This is a genomic window from Aeromonas diversa CDC 2478-85, from assembly GCF_000819805.1.
Lineage (GTDB): Bacteria > Pseudomonadota > Gammaproteobacteria > Enterobacterales > Aeromonadaceae > Aeromonas > Aeromonas diversa.
Genome location: NZ_CDCE01000035.1, coordinates 179,784 through 195,046, shown reverse-complemented (window position 1 = coordinate 195,046; position 15,263 = coordinate 179,784). Strand labels below are relative to the sequence as shown.

At 62.1% G+C, this 15,263-nt stretch carries 14 protein-coding genes; 7 read left to right on the top strand and 7 right to left on the bottom strand.

Annotation, left to right across the window (positions count from 1 at the left end; genetic code table 11):
* Together BN1121_RS20275 and BN1121_RS17030 are read left to right on the top strand one after the other, a co-directional pair.
* Window positions 1-3,453 (top strand): putative Ig domain-containing protein (locus BN1121_RS20275; protein WP_156139408.1); only part of this gene is annotated, 3,453 nt, incomplete at its 5' end.
* Window positions 3,454-3,500: 47 nt separating this feature from the next.
* Window positions 3,501-5,012, top strand: a complete 1,512-nt coding sequence (locus tag BN1121_RS17030) for a TolC family protein (protein ID WP_005356238.1) — start codon at window positions 3,501-3,503, stop codon at window positions 5,010-5,012.
* Between the two features lie 3 nt (window positions 5,013-5,015).
* Here BN1121_RS17030 and BN1121_RS17025 read toward each other — a convergent pair whose 3' ends face one another.
* From BN1121_RS17025 to fabV, 3 genes are all read right to left on the bottom strand, one after another.
* Window positions 5,016-6,200, bottom strand: coding sequence for a BaiN/RdsA family NAD(P)/FAD-dependent oxidoreductase (locus BN1121_RS17025; RefSeq protein WP_005356240.1), 1,185 nt, complete (start codon window positions 6,198-6,200; stop codon window positions 5,016-5,018).
* A gap of 100 nt (window positions 6,201-6,300) precedes the next feature.
* A complete protein-coding gene (gene ftnA, locus BN1121_RS17020; RefSeq protein ID WP_005356242.1) occupies window positions 6,301-6,831 on the bottom strand; it encodes a non-heme ferritin in 531 nt (176 codons plus the stop codon).
* A 72-nt stretch (window positions 6,832-6,903) separates the two neighbouring features.
* Window positions 6,904-8,091 carry an enoyl-ACP reductase FabV gene (gene fabV, locus BN1121_RS17015; RefSeq protein ID WP_005356245.1) on the bottom strand — a complete coding sequence of 396 codons (1,188 nt, stop codon included), beginning with the start codon at window positions 8,089-8,091 and terminating at the stop codon, window positions 6,904-6,906.
* A gap of 327 nt (window positions 8,092-8,418) precedes the next feature.
* Here fabV and BN1121_RS17010 point away from each other — a divergent pair, with 327 nt between their 5' ends.
* Window positions 8,419-8,853, top strand: coding sequence for a universal stress protein (locus tag BN1121_RS17010; protein ID WP_005356248.1), 435 nt, complete (start codon window positions 8,419-8,421; stop codon window positions 8,851-8,853).
* Between the two features lie 215 nt (window positions 8,854-9,068).
* Window positions 9,069-10,073, top strand: coding sequence for a tryptophan--tRNA ligase (trpS, locus tag BN1121_RS17005; RefSeq protein WP_005356249.1), 1,005 nt, complete (start codon window positions 9,069-9,071; stop codon window positions 10,071-10,073).
* Here trpS and BN1121_RS17000 read toward each other — a convergent pair.
* A complete protein-coding gene (locus BN1121_RS17000; RefSeq protein WP_005356250.1) occupies window positions 10,057-11,004 on the bottom strand; it encodes a LysR family transcriptional regulator in 948 nt (315 codons plus the stop codon). The genes trpS and BN1121_RS17000 overlap by 17 nt on opposite strands.
* A 90-nt stretch (window positions 11,005-11,094) precedes the next feature.
* Between BN1121_RS17000 and BN1121_RS16995 the strand changes: the two genes are divergently transcribed.
* Complete coding sequence (locus tag BN1121_RS16995; RefSeq protein ID WP_005356251.1) at window positions 11,095-11,991, top strand: DMT family transporter; 897 nt, start codon at window positions 11,095-11,097, stop codon at window positions 11,989-11,991.
* Window positions 11,976-12,143, top strand: coding sequence for a hypothetical protein (locus BN1121_RS20080; protein WP_005356252.1), 168 nt, complete (start codon window positions 11,976-11,978; stop codon window positions 12,141-12,143). Before BN1121_RS16995 ends, BN1121_RS20080 begins: the two co-directional genes overlap by 16 nt.
* Before the next feature lie 37 nt (window positions 12,144-12,180).
* Here the strand turns inward: BN1121_RS20080 and BN1121_RS16990 are convergent, their stop codons facing one another.
* On the bottom strand, window positions 12,181-12,705 hold the full coding sequence (locus BN1121_RS16990) for a DUF6314 family protein (RefSeq protein ID WP_005356253.1): 525 nt from the start codon (window positions 12,703-12,705) through the stop codon (window positions 12,181-12,183).
* 37 nt (window positions 12,706-12,742) lie between these two features.
* Here BN1121_RS16990 and BN1121_RS16985 point away from each other — a divergent pair, with 37 nt between their 5' ends.
* On the top strand, window positions 12,743-13,597 hold the full coding sequence (locus BN1121_RS16985) for a carboxylate/amino acid/amine transporter (protein WP_005356254.1): 855 nt from the start codon (window positions 12,743-12,745) through the stop codon (window positions 13,595-13,597).
* Here BN1121_RS16985 and BN1121_RS16980 read toward each other — a convergent pair.
* Both BN1121_RS16980 and BN1121_RS16975 read right to left on the bottom strand, forming a co-directional pair.
* Window positions 13,578-14,444, bottom strand: coding sequence for a sensor domain-containing diguanylate cyclase (locus tag BN1121_RS16980; protein WP_043157813.1), 867 nt, complete (start codon window positions 14,442-14,444; stop codon window positions 13,578-13,580). The genes BN1121_RS16985 and BN1121_RS16980 overlap by 20 nt on opposite strands.
* 77 nt (window positions 14,445-14,521) lie before the next feature.
* Window positions 14,522-15,229 carry a 3-deoxy-D-manno-octulosonic acid kinase gene (locus tag BN1121_RS16975; protein WP_005356258.1) on the bottom strand — a complete coding sequence of 236 codons (708 nt, stop codon included), beginning with the start codon at window positions 15,227-15,229 and terminating at the stop codon, window positions 14,522-14,524.
* Window positions 15,230-15,263 lie beyond the last annotated feature (34 nt).

Genomic DNA, 15,263 nt, shown 5'->3' with positions numbered 1-15,263 from the left:
CAGGCCGCCCTGCGCGCCGTTACCTATGACAACAGCAGCGGCACCCCGAACACCAGTACCCGCACAGTTAACTTCGTCGTCAACGATGGCACCGACGCCAGCAGCGCCGCCACACAAAATGTCAGTGTAGCCGCGGCCAACGATGCACCCCAAGTCACCACTACCGGTGGTACCACCCCCTTCACCGAGGGGGCTTCCGCCACAGTCATCGACAGTGGCCTCACCCTGGCTGACACCGACAGCGCGACCCTGGCCAGCGCCACCGTCGCCATCACGGGTAACTTCCAGTCCGGCCAAGACCTGCTCGCCTTCACCAATGACGGCAGTACCATGGGCAACATTTCCGCCAGCTACAACAGTGGTACCGGGGTGCTCACCCTCACCTCGGCCGGCGCCACCGCGACCCTGGCCCAGTGGCAGGCCGCCCTGCGCGCCGTCACTTACGCCAACAGCAGCGAGAGCCCCAACACCAGCGCCCGTACCGTCAGCTTCACCGCCAACGATGGCGTCACCTCCAGCAGCGCCGCCACCCGCATCGTCAGCGTGACCGCGGTCAACGATGCGCCCCAGGTCACCACAGCTGGCGGTACCACCCCCTTCACCGAGGGTACGCCGGCCGCCATCGACAGCAGCCTGACTCTGTCTGACGTCGACAGCACCACTCTGGCCAGCGCCACCGTCACCATCACGGGTAACTTCCAGTCCGGCCAAGACCTGCTCGCCTTCACCAATGACGGCAGCACCATGGGCAACATCTCCGCCAGCTACAACAGTGGCACCGGGGTGCTCACCCTCAGCTCGGCCGGTGCCACCGCGACCCTGGCCCAGTGGCAGGCAGCCCTGCGCGCCGTCACTTACGCCAACAGCAGTGAGACCCCCAATACCAGCGCCCGCACCGTCAGCTTCACCGTCAACGATGGCACCGACGCCAGCAGCGCCTCCACCCAGAACGTCAGCGTGACTGCGGTCAACGATGCGCCCCAGGTCACCACAGCCGGCGGCACGACCCCCTTCACCGAGGGAACGCCGGCCGCCATCGACAGCGGCCTGACCCTGTCTGACGTCGACAGCACCACCCTGGCCAGCGCCACCGTCGCCATCACGGGTAACTTCCAGTCCGGCCAGGACCTGCTCGCCTTCACCAATGACGGCAGTACCATGGGCAACATCTCCGCCAGCTACAACAGCGGCACCGGGGTGCTCACCCTCACCTCGGCCGGCGCCAGCGCGACCCTGGCCCAGTGGCAGGCCGCCCTGCGCGCCGTCACTTACGCCAACAGCAGTGAGAACCCCAACACCAGTACCCGCACCATCAGCTTCACCGTCAACGATGGCACCGACGCCAGCAGCGCCGCCACCCAGAGCGTCAGCGTAACTGCGGTCAACGATGCGCCGGTCAACAACCTGCCGACTAACCAGACTGCTCCGCAGAATGGTCAACTGGTGTTTAGCACAGCCAACGGTAATGGGATCAGCCTGAGCGACCCCGATGCGACCGGGTCGCTGCAGGTCACCTTGACGGCCAGTCAGGGGACCCTGACCCTGGCGACCATTGCCGGCCTGAGCTTCACACTGGGTGACGGCAGCGGCGATGGCAGCATGACTTTTACCGGTAGCCAGGCCGATATCAACACGGCGCTCAATGGTCTGATTTTCACCCCCACTTCGGGTTATCAAGGCGCAGCCAGCCTGCAAATAGTGACCAATGACCAAGGCTCGAGTGGCAGTGGTGGAGCCCAGTCCGATACCGACACCCTGACCATCACAGTGGCCCCCAGCAACACCTCGCCCGTAACCTCTGGCATTGCCAACCAAAGTGTCAGTGAGGACGCCGTATTTAACTTTACCCTGCCGGCCAACACCTTCACTGACAACGATCCCGGTGACAGTCTGGTGCTCAGCGCCACCCTGGCCAACGGTTCAGCCCTGCCCGGTTGGCTCAGCTTCACCCCGGCCACTGGCACCTTCTCCGGCACTCCAACCAACGGGGATGTCGGCAACATCGGCGTCAGAGTCACCGCCACCGACCGCTCCAACGCTACGGTCAGCAGCACTTTTGTTCTCACCGTGGTCAACACCAATGACGCCCCCACGGCAAACAGCATTGCCAGCCAGAACGCCACCAGCGGCACCCCGTTTAGCTTTCCATTACCGTCGGGCAGTTTCAGTGATGTCGATGCCGGCGACAGTCTGGTGCTGAGAGCCACCCTGGCCGACGGCTCCGCTCTGCCCGGCTGGCTCAGTTTCAACCCGACCAACGGCACCTTCTCGGGCACACCGACTCATGGGGACGTTGGCAGCATCAGTATCCGGGTCACCGCCACCGACCTCGCTAACGCCAGTGCCAGCAGCACCTTCGTTCTCTCTGTTACGACTGACAATCATGCCCCCACGGCAGGGAGCATCACCAATCAGAGCGTCAACGAGGACGCGGCCTTCAGCTTCACCCTGCCGGCCAACACCTTCGCCGATGTCGATGCCGGCGACAGCCTGACCCTCAGCGCCACCCTGGCCGACGGCTCTGCCATGCCCGGCTGGCTCAGCTTCAACCCGGCCACCGGTACCTTCTCCGGCACCCCGGCCAACGGGGACGTCGGCAACATCAGCATCCGGGTCACCGCCACCGACAGTGCCAACGCCTCGGTCAGCAGCACCTTCGTGCTCACCGTGGTCAACACCAATGACGCCCCCACGGCCGGCAACATCGCCAACCAGAGCGCCACCAGCGGCACCCCGTTCAGCGTTTCATTACCGTCGGGCAGCTTCAGCGATGTCGATGCTGGCGACAGCCTGACCCTCAGCGCCACCCTGGCCGATGGATCTGCCCTGCCCGGCTGGCTCAGCTTCAATCCGGCCACCGGTACCTTCTCGGGGACACCATCGAATGGGGACGTCGGTAGCCTCAGCATCCGGGTTACCGCGACTGACCTCGCCAATACCAGTGCCAGCAGCACCTTCACCCTGACTGTCGCCCAGTCGGGCCAGACCCAGGGAGATCCAGAGTTCAGGGTGACGGATGGCAACGACAAGACAAACTCCTCGCCCCTCAGTACACAGCCCCTGACGACTCAACCCCCATTTCAGCAAGACGCTTTGCTGCCGAGCGAATCCTTGCTGACAACCAGTGCGGGCAGTACCAGCGTCAACTTCGCCGCCGGCACCCTGTCCCATTCGAGCGCGCTGGCCAATGTCTTCGGCACCAACCGGGATGGCAGCCCCGGCAGCGGACAAACAGGGTTTAACTGGACCGGCGCTGAGAGCAATGGGGTGAGTGCTTACTGGCCCTCCTCTTTGTCAGAGCACCGCCCACTGGAACTCTTCAGTGGCGGCAGCTGGAGCCAGGTTCTCGGTACTGGCGCGGCCTCGCCAACCCTGACCCAACAACTCGCGACACTACAAGAAACCGAACGAAGTCAGGCCACGACCCTGGCTCAGGCCCTGCAAGGGCGTTAATGAGGGAAATAGCAATGCGCATCAGCAAGACAATAAGGACATTCAGAGTGCCACATGTGCCCACGCTGCTCGCCCTGAGCGTAGCCACCCTGCTGCTTGGTGGCTGCGCCGTCAGCAGCGATCCTTTTAGCCAACAACAGAGTCAGCAGAGGGTGTCTGCCGACCTTTCGGCCATGTTCAAGGACCAGGATCCCGTCAGCAAACCCATTACTCTGTACGAAGCCATGGCCAGAGCCCTGACCTACAACCTGGAGAGTCGCCTCAAGATCCGGGAAGAAGCGCTGGCGCAGCAACAGATCGATCTCGCCAGCTTCGATATGTTGCCCCGACTGGCCATGGACGCCGGCTACGTGAGCCGCAATAACACCAGTGCCTCGAGCAGCCAGAGCGTCGATAGCGGGCTGCAGTCACTCGAACCCTCTACCTCGCAGGACCGTCACCGCCGGGTGGCCGACCTGAACATGGTGTGGAACGTATTGGACTTCGGGGTCAGCTATGTCACCGCCAAGCAGCAGGCCGATCGCCGCTGGATAGCGGAAGAGCGGCGTCGCAAGGTGGTACAAACCGTCATTCAGGATGTGCGCTCCGCCTATTGGCGTGCCGTGGCGGCCGAACGTCTGTTGGGGCGCATCGACGCCCTGCTGGATCGGGTCAAGATGGCGCGTGAGACAAGCCAGAAGATGAGCAAGGAAAGAGTCGGTGACCCTATCACAGTACTGAGCTATCAGCGCGCCCTGATCGAGGCGACTCGCCAGTTAGAGGAGCAGCGCCGGGCCCTGTCACTGGCCAAGACTGAGCTGGCCACCCTGATGAACCTGCCGCTGGGCACCGACTACACCTTGGCTCTGCCGAGCGAGACCGAGATGCCGATCCCGGCACTGAATCTGGATTTTGCCCAGTTGGAGCAGGCGGCCCTGATCAACCGCCCCGAATTGAGAGAGCAGGACTACCAGACCCGCATCAGCGCCGCAGAAACCCGCAAGGCCATGCTTCGTATGTTGCCAGGACTGGAGTTCGCCCTGGGAGGCCACTACGACAGCAACTCCTTCCTCGTCAATCAGAGCTGGGCCGATGCCGGTGCCAAAGTAACCTGGAATCTGTTCAATCTCTTCTCGGGTCCGGCAGCCAAGGCTTCGGCCGAGGCGGGTGAGCGGGTCGCAGAGACCAAACGCCAGGCCATGTCGATGGCCATACTGGCCCAGCTCTATGTAGCCCGCGCCAACTTCAACGAGGCCAACCGCCAGTTCCTCACCAGCACAGAGCTGCAGTCTCTCGACGGTCAGATAGCAGATCAGCTTCGCAACCGCTTCAAGAGTGGCGGCATAGGGGAGCTGGAACTGATCCAGGGTGAGCTGAATGCCCTGAGCGCCTCACTGCGTCGAGACCTCGCCTATGCCGAACTGCGCAACGCCTACGGACAGATCTTCGTGACAGTGGGCCTCGATCCTCTGCCCAAGACTCTGCCGTCGGCCTCGCTGTCCGCGATCGAACAGACGCTCAGCCAAACCGAGCAGGCCTGGGATAATGGCAAGTTTGAGGCCATGCAACCCGCCTCGTAAACCTCAGCAGAACTGGCCGGCGACCCAACCCGAGGCCCAGGCCCACTGGAAGTTGTAGCCGCCGAGCCAGCCAGTCACATCTACCACCTCGCCGACGAAGTAGAGACCCGGCACCTTGCGCGCCTCCATGGTCTTGGAGGAGAGCTCGTCGGTATCGACCCCGCCCAGGGTCACCTCGGCGGTACGATAGCCCTCGGTGCCGTTGGGGCGCACCGTCCAGCGGCCGAGCAGTTCGGCCACGGCGGCCAGCTCAGGGCCGTTGTACTGACGCAGAGGCTTATTGGTCAGCTGACCCAGCTCGACCAGCTTTTCGACGAAGCGCTTGGGCAGCTCGCGCCCCAGTACCGTCTTGAGCTCCTGGGCCGGGTTGGCCCTGACCCACTCCTGCAGGGTGGCGGCGATGTCGCGCCCCGGCAGCAGGTTGATGGATAGCGCCTGTCCCGGCAGCCAGAAGGAGGAGATCTGCAACATGGCCGGGCCGGAGAGGCCGCGGTGGGTGATCAGCATGGCCTCGCGAAAACGGGTGCCATCCTCGGCGCTCACCTCGACCTCCAGACTGACCCCGGAGAGATCGGCGAACGCCTCCTTGTCGGCCTGGTGCAGGGTGAAAGGGACAAGACCGGCACGGGTCGGCAGCACGGTGAGACCGAACTGCTCCGCCAGCCTATAACCAAACGGGGTGGCACCGAGCTTGGGCATGGAGAGGCCACCGGTGGCCACCACCAGGGAGGCACAACGCACCTCCCCCTGGCTGGTCTCGAGACGAAAGCCTTCTGACTCCTTGTGTACGGCCAGGATCTCGGTGTGGGTCTGCAGGGTCACCCCGGCCCAGTCGCACTCGGTGAGCAGCAGATCGACGATCTCTTTGGCGCTCTCATCGCAAAAGAGCTGTCCGAGCGTCTTCTCGTGGTAGTTGACCCCGTGGCGATCGGCGAGATCGATGAAGTCCTGGGCGGTGAAACGCGCCAGGGCCGACTTGCAGAAGTGGGGGTTGTCGCAGAGATAGGCCTGGTGATTGGCCTGTACATTGGTGAAGTTGCAGCGCCCGCCCCCGCTGATGAGGATCTTGCGACCCGGCTTCTTGGCGTTGTCGAGCAGCAGCACCTGCCGGCCCCGATAGCCCGCCTGGGCCGCACACATCAGCCCCGAGGCTCCCGCCCCGATCACCACCACATCCACCTGCTTCATCATCGTTCACCCATCAAAAGAAAAACGTCCCGCCGGCGCCCATAAAAAACGGCCCGCGAGGGGCCGTTATTGTACTGGCTGGACGAGAAGTGTCCACGCCTCAGGCGCTGGCTGCATCCATGATGCTGGCCGGAGTACCGCCCTTGGCCAGTTCGGCCAGCTCCTTGTCGATGAAGTAGAGACCCTTGCCATCTTCACCAACCAGGTTGAGGCGGTCGACGATGCTCTTGAACAGCTTCTCTTCTTCATGCTGCTCGGCCACGTACCATTGCAGGAAGTGGAAGGTGGAGTAGTCCTGGGTGGTGAAGGCCACATGTGCCAGACCGTTGATGCACTTGGTGATGTGGAACTCGTGCTCCAGGGTGGCACGGAACACGGCGCCGAGGGATTCAAACTCGTGGGGCGGCGCCTCGATGGCACCCAGCTTGGGCATGGCACCGGTCTCGCTCACATAGGTGAACAGGCGCTCCATGTGCTGGCGCTCCTCGACCGCATGCTGGCGCAGGAAGGTGGCGGCCCCTTCGAACCCCTTGTCCTCACACCAGGCACTCATCTGCAGGTAGAGGTTGGAGGAGTAGAACTCCAGGTTAATCTGCTCGTTCAGTTTGTCGATCATGGCTTGGGCCAGCATGGCACTCTCTCCGCTTGTAATATGTTGCCGATTGTTTCCCATCGACGGGGTGGGATCAAGTCATCTTGCCCATCAGGGGTGCAGGGCCAACAGGGATGACGGCTCCAGCGGCGCCTGATAGTCCACCCCCGCCAGGCCAAAGCCATTGAGGGCGAGGAAGTCGCGCCGCAGCCCGGTAAAGTCTCCCAGAGTGCGGAAGTTCTCCGGCGTCACCCGTGCCCAGAGAGCAGCCACCGCCGCCTGGGTGTGGGGATCCAGCTCCCAGTCATCCATCCGGATCAGGCGGTGACCGTCCGCTAGCACCCCTCGGCCACCGTACATCTTGTCGCCGAAGAGGCGCATCATCTGCTCGATGCACCCCTCGTGGGTGCCGCGCTCCTTCATCACCTGCATCAGCACGGCGAGATAGACGGGAAGCACCGGAATGAAGGCGCTCGCCTTGGTCACCAGCGCCTTGCACACCGCCACCCAGGCGTGACCACCCATCCCCGCCAGCTGCAGGTTGATCGCCTCGGCGCTGGCGTGCAGATGCTCCTTGGCATAGCCAATGGTGCCATCCCGATAGAGGGGGTAGGTGGATTCGGGCCCTATATAGGAGTAGGCCACCGTCTGGGCACCGTGTGCGAGACAACCCGCCTCGGCCAGGGCCTGCATCCAGATCTGCCAATCCTCTCCCCCCATCACGCTCACGGTGTCTCGGATCTCCTGTTCGCTGGCGGGGTCCAGGCTCTGGGGGATCAGGGCATCGTGCTCCAGGTCATAGCCCAGGCCGCTGAAGGGACTGCCTGTGCTCTTGAGCACGGAACGCACCTGAGTGCCGTCAGGCAGAATGCGCAGCGCGCTCGCTAGGGAGTAGACAACCAGATCCACCTGACCGAGCCGCTCGCGGATAGCCATGATGCTCTGCTGGCGCATGGAATCGGAGAAGGCGTCGCCGATCAGGTTCAGGGCCACCCGCCCCTCCTCTTCGGCGGCCTCGCGAAACCAGATGTTGTTGTACCAGCCGGCACTGCCTAACCCTTTCTCGGAGGGGCCTCGCTCGAGGGAGATGCCGATGGTGTCTGCGCCGGACCCGAAGGTCAGCGCGATGCGAGAGGCGAGGCCAAATCCTGAGGAGGCGCCGATCACCAGTACCCGTTTTGGCCCCGCGAAGGTACCGGTGGCGCGGACGCGCTCGATCTGCTCGTGCACGGCGGCGCGGCAACCCAGGGGGTGACAGTTGCGGGCCACACAGCCCTGAATGTGGGGTTGAATGATCATCTCGGCCTCCTCTGGCGTGGAGTCCACAGCATAACCGAGCGAGGCGGGCAGGCCATGACCTGCCGCAGGAAAAACAAAAGGGAGCGAATGCTCCCTAAAGCGGTATTCAGATGCTTTTATTGTTTGGTGTCCATTGCGGAGCACAGAGGCATGGTATGCCCGCGCCGATCCGACCACAAGAGGCCACTGTGACCGGCGTCAAAAAGCCGGTCAAAAATGCGACAACCCTGGCCCAACCGGAATTGGCCATGGTCATGACGGCTTAACAGGCGCACAATAGGGTCAAGTTTCATAAGAGACTGCTTTGCAGCAATCAGGGAGTTAGCCATGACTGGTACCTATTACAAGCATGTACTCGCCGCCATCGACCTCTCCGAGGACAATCGCAAGGTGATCGAGAAGGCCGTGGATCGGGCCCGCTCCAACCAGGCCAAGCTGTCGGTGATCTATGTGGACGTGGATCTCAAGGATCTCTACACCGAGATGATCGATATCGACATCGACAACGTGCAGGATCAGGTGATTGCCGAAGCCAAGGAGAAGCTGGAGTCCTTCCTCGCTCCCGTCGACTTCCCCATCGAGAAGAAGCTGGTGATCTGCGGCGATCTCAGCGAGCGGGTCAACCAGGCGGTGCGCGACTATCAGGTCGACCTGCTGGTGTGTGGCCATCGCCAGAGCTTCTGGAGCCTGCTTACCTCGAGTGCACGCCAACTGATGAACACGGTACCGTGCGATCTGCTGGTCGTTCCTTTGCAAAAGTGATGGCCCCCCGACTGGCTTGCCAGCCAGTTCAGACGAGCGTAATGTCTGACCCCATGGACACGACCGTTTTCACCCTGACTTCCTGGTGGTGCCGCTTCTAACCTGGCGGCACCGCTTTTCTATTTCCTTTTTTAACAGAAACAGAGTGACCGCCGCGAGGCGAGTCGCCCTTAGTGCATCCACTCGTCTCCCGGTCACCCCACAGGAGAGACAAGATGCAAAAACCCACCATTCTGACCGGCGATCGCCCCACCGGCCCCTTGCACATCGGCCACTATGTCGGCTCACTCCGACAGCGTGTCCAGGCACAGCACCACTATCACCAGTTTGTCATGATTGCCGATCTGCAGGCGCTCACCGACAACGGCCACAATCCCGCCAGCGTCACCGCCAACGTGCTCGAGGTGATGGCCGACTATCTGGCAGCCGGTCTCGATCCGGCTCACACCAGCTTCTGCCTGCAGAGTGCCCTGCCAGCCCTGCCCGAGCTGACCCTGTACTACCTGAATTTAGTGAGCGTCGCCCGTCTCGAGCGCAATCCGACGATCAAGGCCGAGATCCAGCAGAAGGGGTTCGAGCGTTCGCTGCCGGCAGGCTTCTTGGTCTACCCGGTCAGCCAGGCGGCCGATATCACCGCGTTTCGCGCCAGCCACGTGCCGGTGGGGGAGGATCAGCTCCCCATGCTGGAGCAGACCAATGAAATCGTGCGCCGCTTCAACGCCATGGTCGATGAACCTGTGTTGATCGAATGCCAGCCGATCCTCGGCAATCAGGGGCGCCTACCCGGGCTCGATGGCCAGGCCAAGATGTCCAAGTCCCTCGGTAACACCATCACCCTGGGCATGGATGCCGACGCCCTGCGTCAGGCGGTCTTCTCGATGTATACAGACCCCCATCACCTGCGAGCCAGCGATCCCGGCCGGGTCGAGGGCAACGCCGTTTTCACCTACCTTGATGCCTTCCACCCGGACCTCGCCCTGATTGCCGAACTGAAGGCCCACTACCAACGCGGAGGAGTCGGCGACATTCGCTGCAAGCAGATCCTCAACGACTGCCTGCAAGAACTGCTGGCGCCGATGCGGGCGCGACGCGAGCTGGCGATGGCCAATAAGGATGCACTGCTGAGTCTGCTGCGCCAAGGTTCCGAACAAGCACGCAACATCACCGACGGTGTGCTACACGATGTGAAACGCGCCATGGGGCTCAACTACTTTTCCTAAAGGCCAGCGCCGATGGTCCGAGACGCTCACGCACCAGGGTGTGCAGCAGCGTCTTGAACCAGTTGATGGCGCTGTCATGGGTTGTGAGACGGTGGCCGGCCATCAGGTAGGTAATAGGAATGGGGGGTACCAGGGGATGCATCCTCAATGGGTAGTAGCGGCAGAAGTGACGCCCTATCATCTCGGGCACCACCACCAGATAGCGGCCGGTCGCCATCAGCTGGGGCACCGCCATAAAGCTTGGCACCCTGACCCCGAGGGCCCGCTCCACACCCTGATCCGCCAGCCAGTGATCCACCATGGCCTGACTGTGACCCCAGCTGGAGGTGTGGATATGGGGCCGCGCCACCAGATCGCACGGCGTGACCTGCTCGGGCAGATGGCTGCCGAGCGGTGAGAGGCAGACCAGGGGATCACAAAACCACTCCTCTTGCCACAGCCGGGGTGAGAGATGGTTGGCCCCGGCGAAGCCGATCACCAGATCCAGCTCACCCTTCTCCAGCTCGCGTTCATAGTCACTGTCGGCCAGTTCACACATCTCCAGCCGGCAATGGGGGGCCTGATGCCACAAGCGCTCCACCACAGAGGGCAAGAGTCCGTGCTCCACCGAGCCGGGGGCGGCGATGCGAAATACCCGGTGCGCCGTCGCCGGGTCAAACCCCTCGGCCTGACGCAACCCCTGCTCCAGCATGGCCAACGCACTGCGAACCGGCCCCGATAGCGCTCGTGCACGTTCGGTGGGCACCATCTCGCGCCGGGTCATCACGAAGAGGGGATCGCCGAGGGCCTGCCTGAGTCGCGCCAAGGAGTGACTGACGGTGGACTGGGAGAGGTGCAACCGCTCGGCGGCGCGCGTCACATTGCGCTCCTGCATCAGGATATCGAAGACGGTGAGCAGATTAAGGTCGAGGCGGGTAAGGGCTGGTTCCATCGATATTGGCCATACATTGATGATGACAATTCATTATTTACATACTACCAAATTACTTAGAATCCCCACGTTATTCATTGGAGACCAATCATGCGCAGTTATTTGCTTCTGCTGGCGATCGGCCTGTTGTGGGGATCCCAGTTTATCTTCATGCACCAGGCCGTCACCGAGTTGCCCCCTATTCTGGTCGCAGCCGGTCGCGCCCTGTGCGGTACCATCACGCTGGGCCTGCTCTGCTGGTTCCTGAAGTTGCGTAGCGAACATACCCCGTGGCGCACCTATATGTTGATCGCCCTGCTCGATGCCACCATCCCCTTCATCATGGTGGCCTGGGGCCAACAATACGTGGACAGTGCCATCGCCGCCGTGGTGATGGGATGTATCCCGTTCGTAACCATCTTGATGGCGCCCATGTTAATCAGCGGTGAGAGAATCACCAAGGGTGGCTTGCTCTCTGTGCTGCTCGGCTTCGTGGGCGTGGTGGTGCTGTTCTGGCCCAAGCTCTCCCAAGGGATGAATGCCGGCCTGCTTGGCTCCCTGGCCATCCTGTTCGGCGCCAGCTGCTTCGCCATCGGCCTGCTGATGATCAAGCGTTTCGCCAAGGATCATCCGGTCGTGGTGGCTCGCAACATCCTGCTCTCGTCGGCCGTGCAACTGCTGCTGGCGGCTCCTTTCGTCACCGATCTGGCCAGCCTCGCCATGCCAAGTGAAAAGACGGTGGGTGCCGTCGTCACCCTGGGGATCTTCTGCACTGGCCTGGTTTATTACCTCTACATGGCCCTGATCCAGAAGGCCGGCCCGACCTTTGCCTCTTTCAGCAACTATCTGGTGCCCCTGTTTGGCGTCCTGCTCGGCGCCCTGTTCCTGGGTGAGCAGGTTCAGCAGACCACAGGGGTTGCCCTGGCCCTGATCCTCGGCTCCGTCGCCATGAACCAGTGGGCCCAGCAGCGCCGGGCCCGACAGGAGTCCCTATGTCAGGCATCCTGATCAGCCTGTGTGGCGGACTGGTGCTGATCGCGGCCTACCAGTATCGCCTGCGAAGCGCGGCGCTGCTCGGCTTCTCCATGACCCTGCTGCCCTGGTTCTTCGACGCCAAGCTTCAGGCCATCGCCAACTACGCCATCGGCAGTGGCACCTGAACACTCCATGTGTGCTTACGGGGGTCGCCATACCCCCTTATTTTGGGATTGAACCTCCGATTGTCCCTTCGCCGGTGCCTTGCACCGGCTTTTTTGTCTCTGCGATCCGGTAGCGGTATGCCAACGCCTCGTTCTTACGCGGTCCATGGATCTGCCAGCTTAGATCGAAGCCGGCGTCGTGGCGCACTAACCTGGCCTGATAGCGATCAGCGCCACACTGGTGAGGCTCATCGCTCTCCCATATTCCTGCCGCTATCGGCTTTAACTCGAACAGATGGACCGGCGAGCCGAAGCGAAGGTGACAGAGGGTGATGCCTGCCTCCCCCCGTTGCCAACCGTAGCTGTTGCTCATGGCCAGCACCTGACCATGGGGAGTGGTGTAGTGTCCGCTTTCTTCAAATCTCACCCCCCCCTGCCAGGGGAGCAGGGTCACGCCCCCCTGTCCCTGGCCGGACCAATCGGTCCGGGAACCCTCTCCCTGCCGCGCCTCGAAGGAAAATGAGGCGATCTGCGCCAAACAGCACCACAGGGAGTGGATCTCTTCCGTCTCATCCGTCATCATGCCGCCCACCCTTTACAACTGAACACTTCTCATCCTCATGAATTATCTCGTTGGCGTGACCCTGCTATGGGCCTTCTCCTTCAGCCTGATCGGCGTCTATCTTGCCGGCCAGGTGGATGCCTACTTCTCGGTGCTGACCCGCATCGTGCTGGCCAGCCTGGTGTTTCTCCCCTTCCTGAAGGTGCGCGGACTGCGTCCCGCTTTCATCCTCCGGCTGATGGCTCTCGGGGCGACTCAGCTCGGGGTCATGTACCTCTTCTACTATCACTCCTTCCTGCTGCTCACAGTGCCCGAGGTGTTGATCTTCACCATCTTCACCCCTCTCTATGTCACCGCCCTCTATGACCTGATGGAACGACGCTTCAACCCCCGCTTCCTGTGGGGGGCCGTGCTGGCAGTGGCCGGTGCAGCCATCATCCGGTTCAACGGTCTGACGAGCAATTATCTGCTGGGATTTCTGGTGGTGCAGGGAGCCAACCTCTGCTTTGCGCTGGGACAGGTCGGCTACAAGGTGTTGCTGGCGCGAGAACAGAGCCCCCTGCCGCAGCAGAGGGTCTTCGGCTGGTTCTATCTGGGAGCCCTGGCGGTCGCCCTGCCTGCCTGGCTGCTACTCGGGCAACCCAAGTACCCCACCAGCGGGCTACAGTGGGGGATCCTGCTATGGCTGGGGATCGGTGCCTCGGGACTCGGCTACTTCCTGTGGAACAAGGGGGCAACCCAGGTCAGCAGCGGCGTACTCGCCATCATGAACAATGCGCTGATCCCGGCTGGACTCATCGTCAACCTGCTGCTCTGGAATCAGGGAACCGACCTGCTGCGCCTCACCCTTGGTGGACTGGTCATCGCCCTCTCCCTGCTGGTCTGCCGACCGGCTAACCAACGACCGAGTTGAATGCACGGCGTGCCTGACCATGACAACCGGCCAGGCGCGCCAACAGATGATCCATCTGCTCCCCCGCCTGGGACTGCACCAGTCCACAGCTCACCGTGACCGGACGGCCCGGCAACAGACTGGCATCGGCAATCGCCAAACGCAGCAATTCGGCCATGGCGAGGGCGCTCTCGCGCTCGACACCGGGTAGCAGAAGGATGAAGGAGTCCTCATCCCAACGGGCGAAGGGCTCCTCCCCCACCAATTCGTTGCGCACCAGACGGGCCAACTTGGCCAACATGGCGTCGCAGTCGGCCTCACCAAACAGTTGTTGGATCTTTGCTTTGTGATCGACGGTAAAGCGCAACAGGCAAAACGGGGCATTCTGTGGCTCATGCAGACGCACCGCCAGTTGCTGCTCGAAACGGATCCGGCTGTCGAGGCCGGTCAGGGGATCGGTTTCCATCTCGGGGTCGAGACGGGAATGGAAAGGGGCACACAGGCGAACCACCCCCAACAGCTGCTGCTCTCCGGTACGCTGCACCCGCTCTTCGACGCGCACATAGTGTCCGTCGTGATGCAGAATACGGTACTCCAGATGCATTGAGGGGAAGCTGCCCGAGAAGCAACCGTTGAGCGCCTCGATGAGAGAGGCACTGTCATCGGGATGCACCCTGTCGACCCAGCTCAGATCATCCAGCGGCTCCCCCTCCAAGCCCAACAGGGCCAGACAGGCCGGATCTCGCTTCAGCCCACTCTGGGGATCCCAGAGCCATAGGCCCGCCTGTAACAGACCGAGCGCCTGCCAGGCATGGTGTAAATCGAGACTCTTAACCACGTGCATCAGGGGAAGATGAAGCGGACTCATAACCGACCTCACAGAGGGGAGCTGGCAATGTCTCATCATATTTATCACCCCCTCAACAAGGGGGCAATGGGCGCCATTCAGCCCCTCGAATATCCCTCCATCAGACTCTGCCAGTTATCCGGCACCCAATGGAAACTGGTATGGAGTCCGGCCTCTTTGTTAAAAGAGCGCAGCAACCGCTCCAGATTGGCCTGCTGCCAGGAGCCTGGCGCCCGAATGGCGCCCTTGTCAAAGTCGATCACCCACACCTTGCCATCCCGATCGATGAGGATGTTGTGGCTGTTAAGATCGGCGTGATAAACGCCCGCATCGTGGAAACGGCGCAGTACGGCACCTATCTGCAACCAGGTCTCTCTGGGGATGGCCTCTTTCTTGAGCAGCGCCACCAGGTCCTTGGCGCCGCGGATCCGCTCCAGAATGATATCGGCACGATAGAAGGGGCCACCGCGGCTCACCCGAGCTGCATAGGGCCTAGGCACCGGCAGACCCAACTCGCACAGACGATCGAGCAGGGCAAACTCGGCCATGGCGCGACTTCCCTCCACCCCCTCAAACCAGAAGCGATCGCGCACCAACTTGCCCACCATGCCACCACGGTAGTAGTGACGCAGCACCATGTGCTTGCCATCGAGCTTCACAAACCAGGTGACGCCCCGCCCTTGGGACGAGCCGATCACCGCCTTCTGGGCCTGCCACCACTGAGGGTCGAAGAGATGAGGATGGGGATCTGAAAACACCTGATCGGCATACCAGCAGATCTGACGGTGATGATTGACGACACGCATGGCTAGGTTCCGGCTGATGAGTCGGCGCGATTTT

Bases quoted from the DNA above. Each gene is read 5' to 3' on its own strand.
- BN1121_RS17025 (WP_005356240.1), bottom strand. From the start codon at position 6,200: ATGAAGCAGGTGGATGTGGTGGTGATCGGGGCGGGAGCCTCGGGGCTG.
- BN1121_RS20080 (WP_005356252.1), top strand. From the start codon at position 11,976: ATGTCAGGCATCCTGATCAGCCTGTGTGGCGGACTGGTGCTGATCGCG.
- BN1121_RS16990 (WP_005356253.1), bottom strand. From the start codon at position 12,705: ATGATGACGGATGAGACGGAAGAGATCCACTCCCTGTGGTGCTGTTTG.
- ftnA (WP_005356242.1), bottom strand. From the start codon at position 6,831: ATGCTGGCCCAAGCCATGATCGACAAACTGAACGAGCAGATTAACCTG.
- BN1121_RS17000 (WP_005356250.1), bottom strand. From the start codon at position 11,004: ATGGAACCAGCCCTTACCCGCCTCGACCTTAATCTGCTCACCGTCTTC.
- BN1121_RS16980 (WP_043157813.1), bottom strand. From the start codon at position 14,444: ATGAGTCCGCTTCATCTTCCCCTGATGCACGTGGTTAAGAGTCTCGAT.
- BN1121_RS16985 (WP_005356254.1), top strand. From the start codon at position 12,743: ATGAATTATCTCGTTGGCGTGACCCTGCTATGGGCCTTCTCCTTCAGC.
- BN1121_RS16975 (WP_005356258.1), bottom strand. From the start codon at position 15,229: ATGCGTGTCGTCAATCATCACCGTCAGATCTGCTGGTATGCCGATCAG.
- trpS (WP_005356249.1), top strand. From the start codon at position 9,069: ATGCAAAAACCCACCATTCTGACCGGCGATCGCCCCACCGGCCCCTTG.
- BN1121_RS17010 (WP_005356248.1), top strand. From the start codon at position 8,419: ATGACTGGTACCTATTACAAGCATGTACTCGCCGCCATCGACCTCTCC.
- BN1121_RS16995 (WP_005356251.1), top strand. From the start codon at position 11,095: ATGCGCAGTTATTTGCTTCTGCTGGCGATCGGCCTGTTGTGGGGATCC.
- fabV (WP_005356245.1), bottom strand. From the start codon at position 8,091: ATGATCATTCAACCCCACATTCAGGGCTGTGTGGCCCGCAACTGTCAC.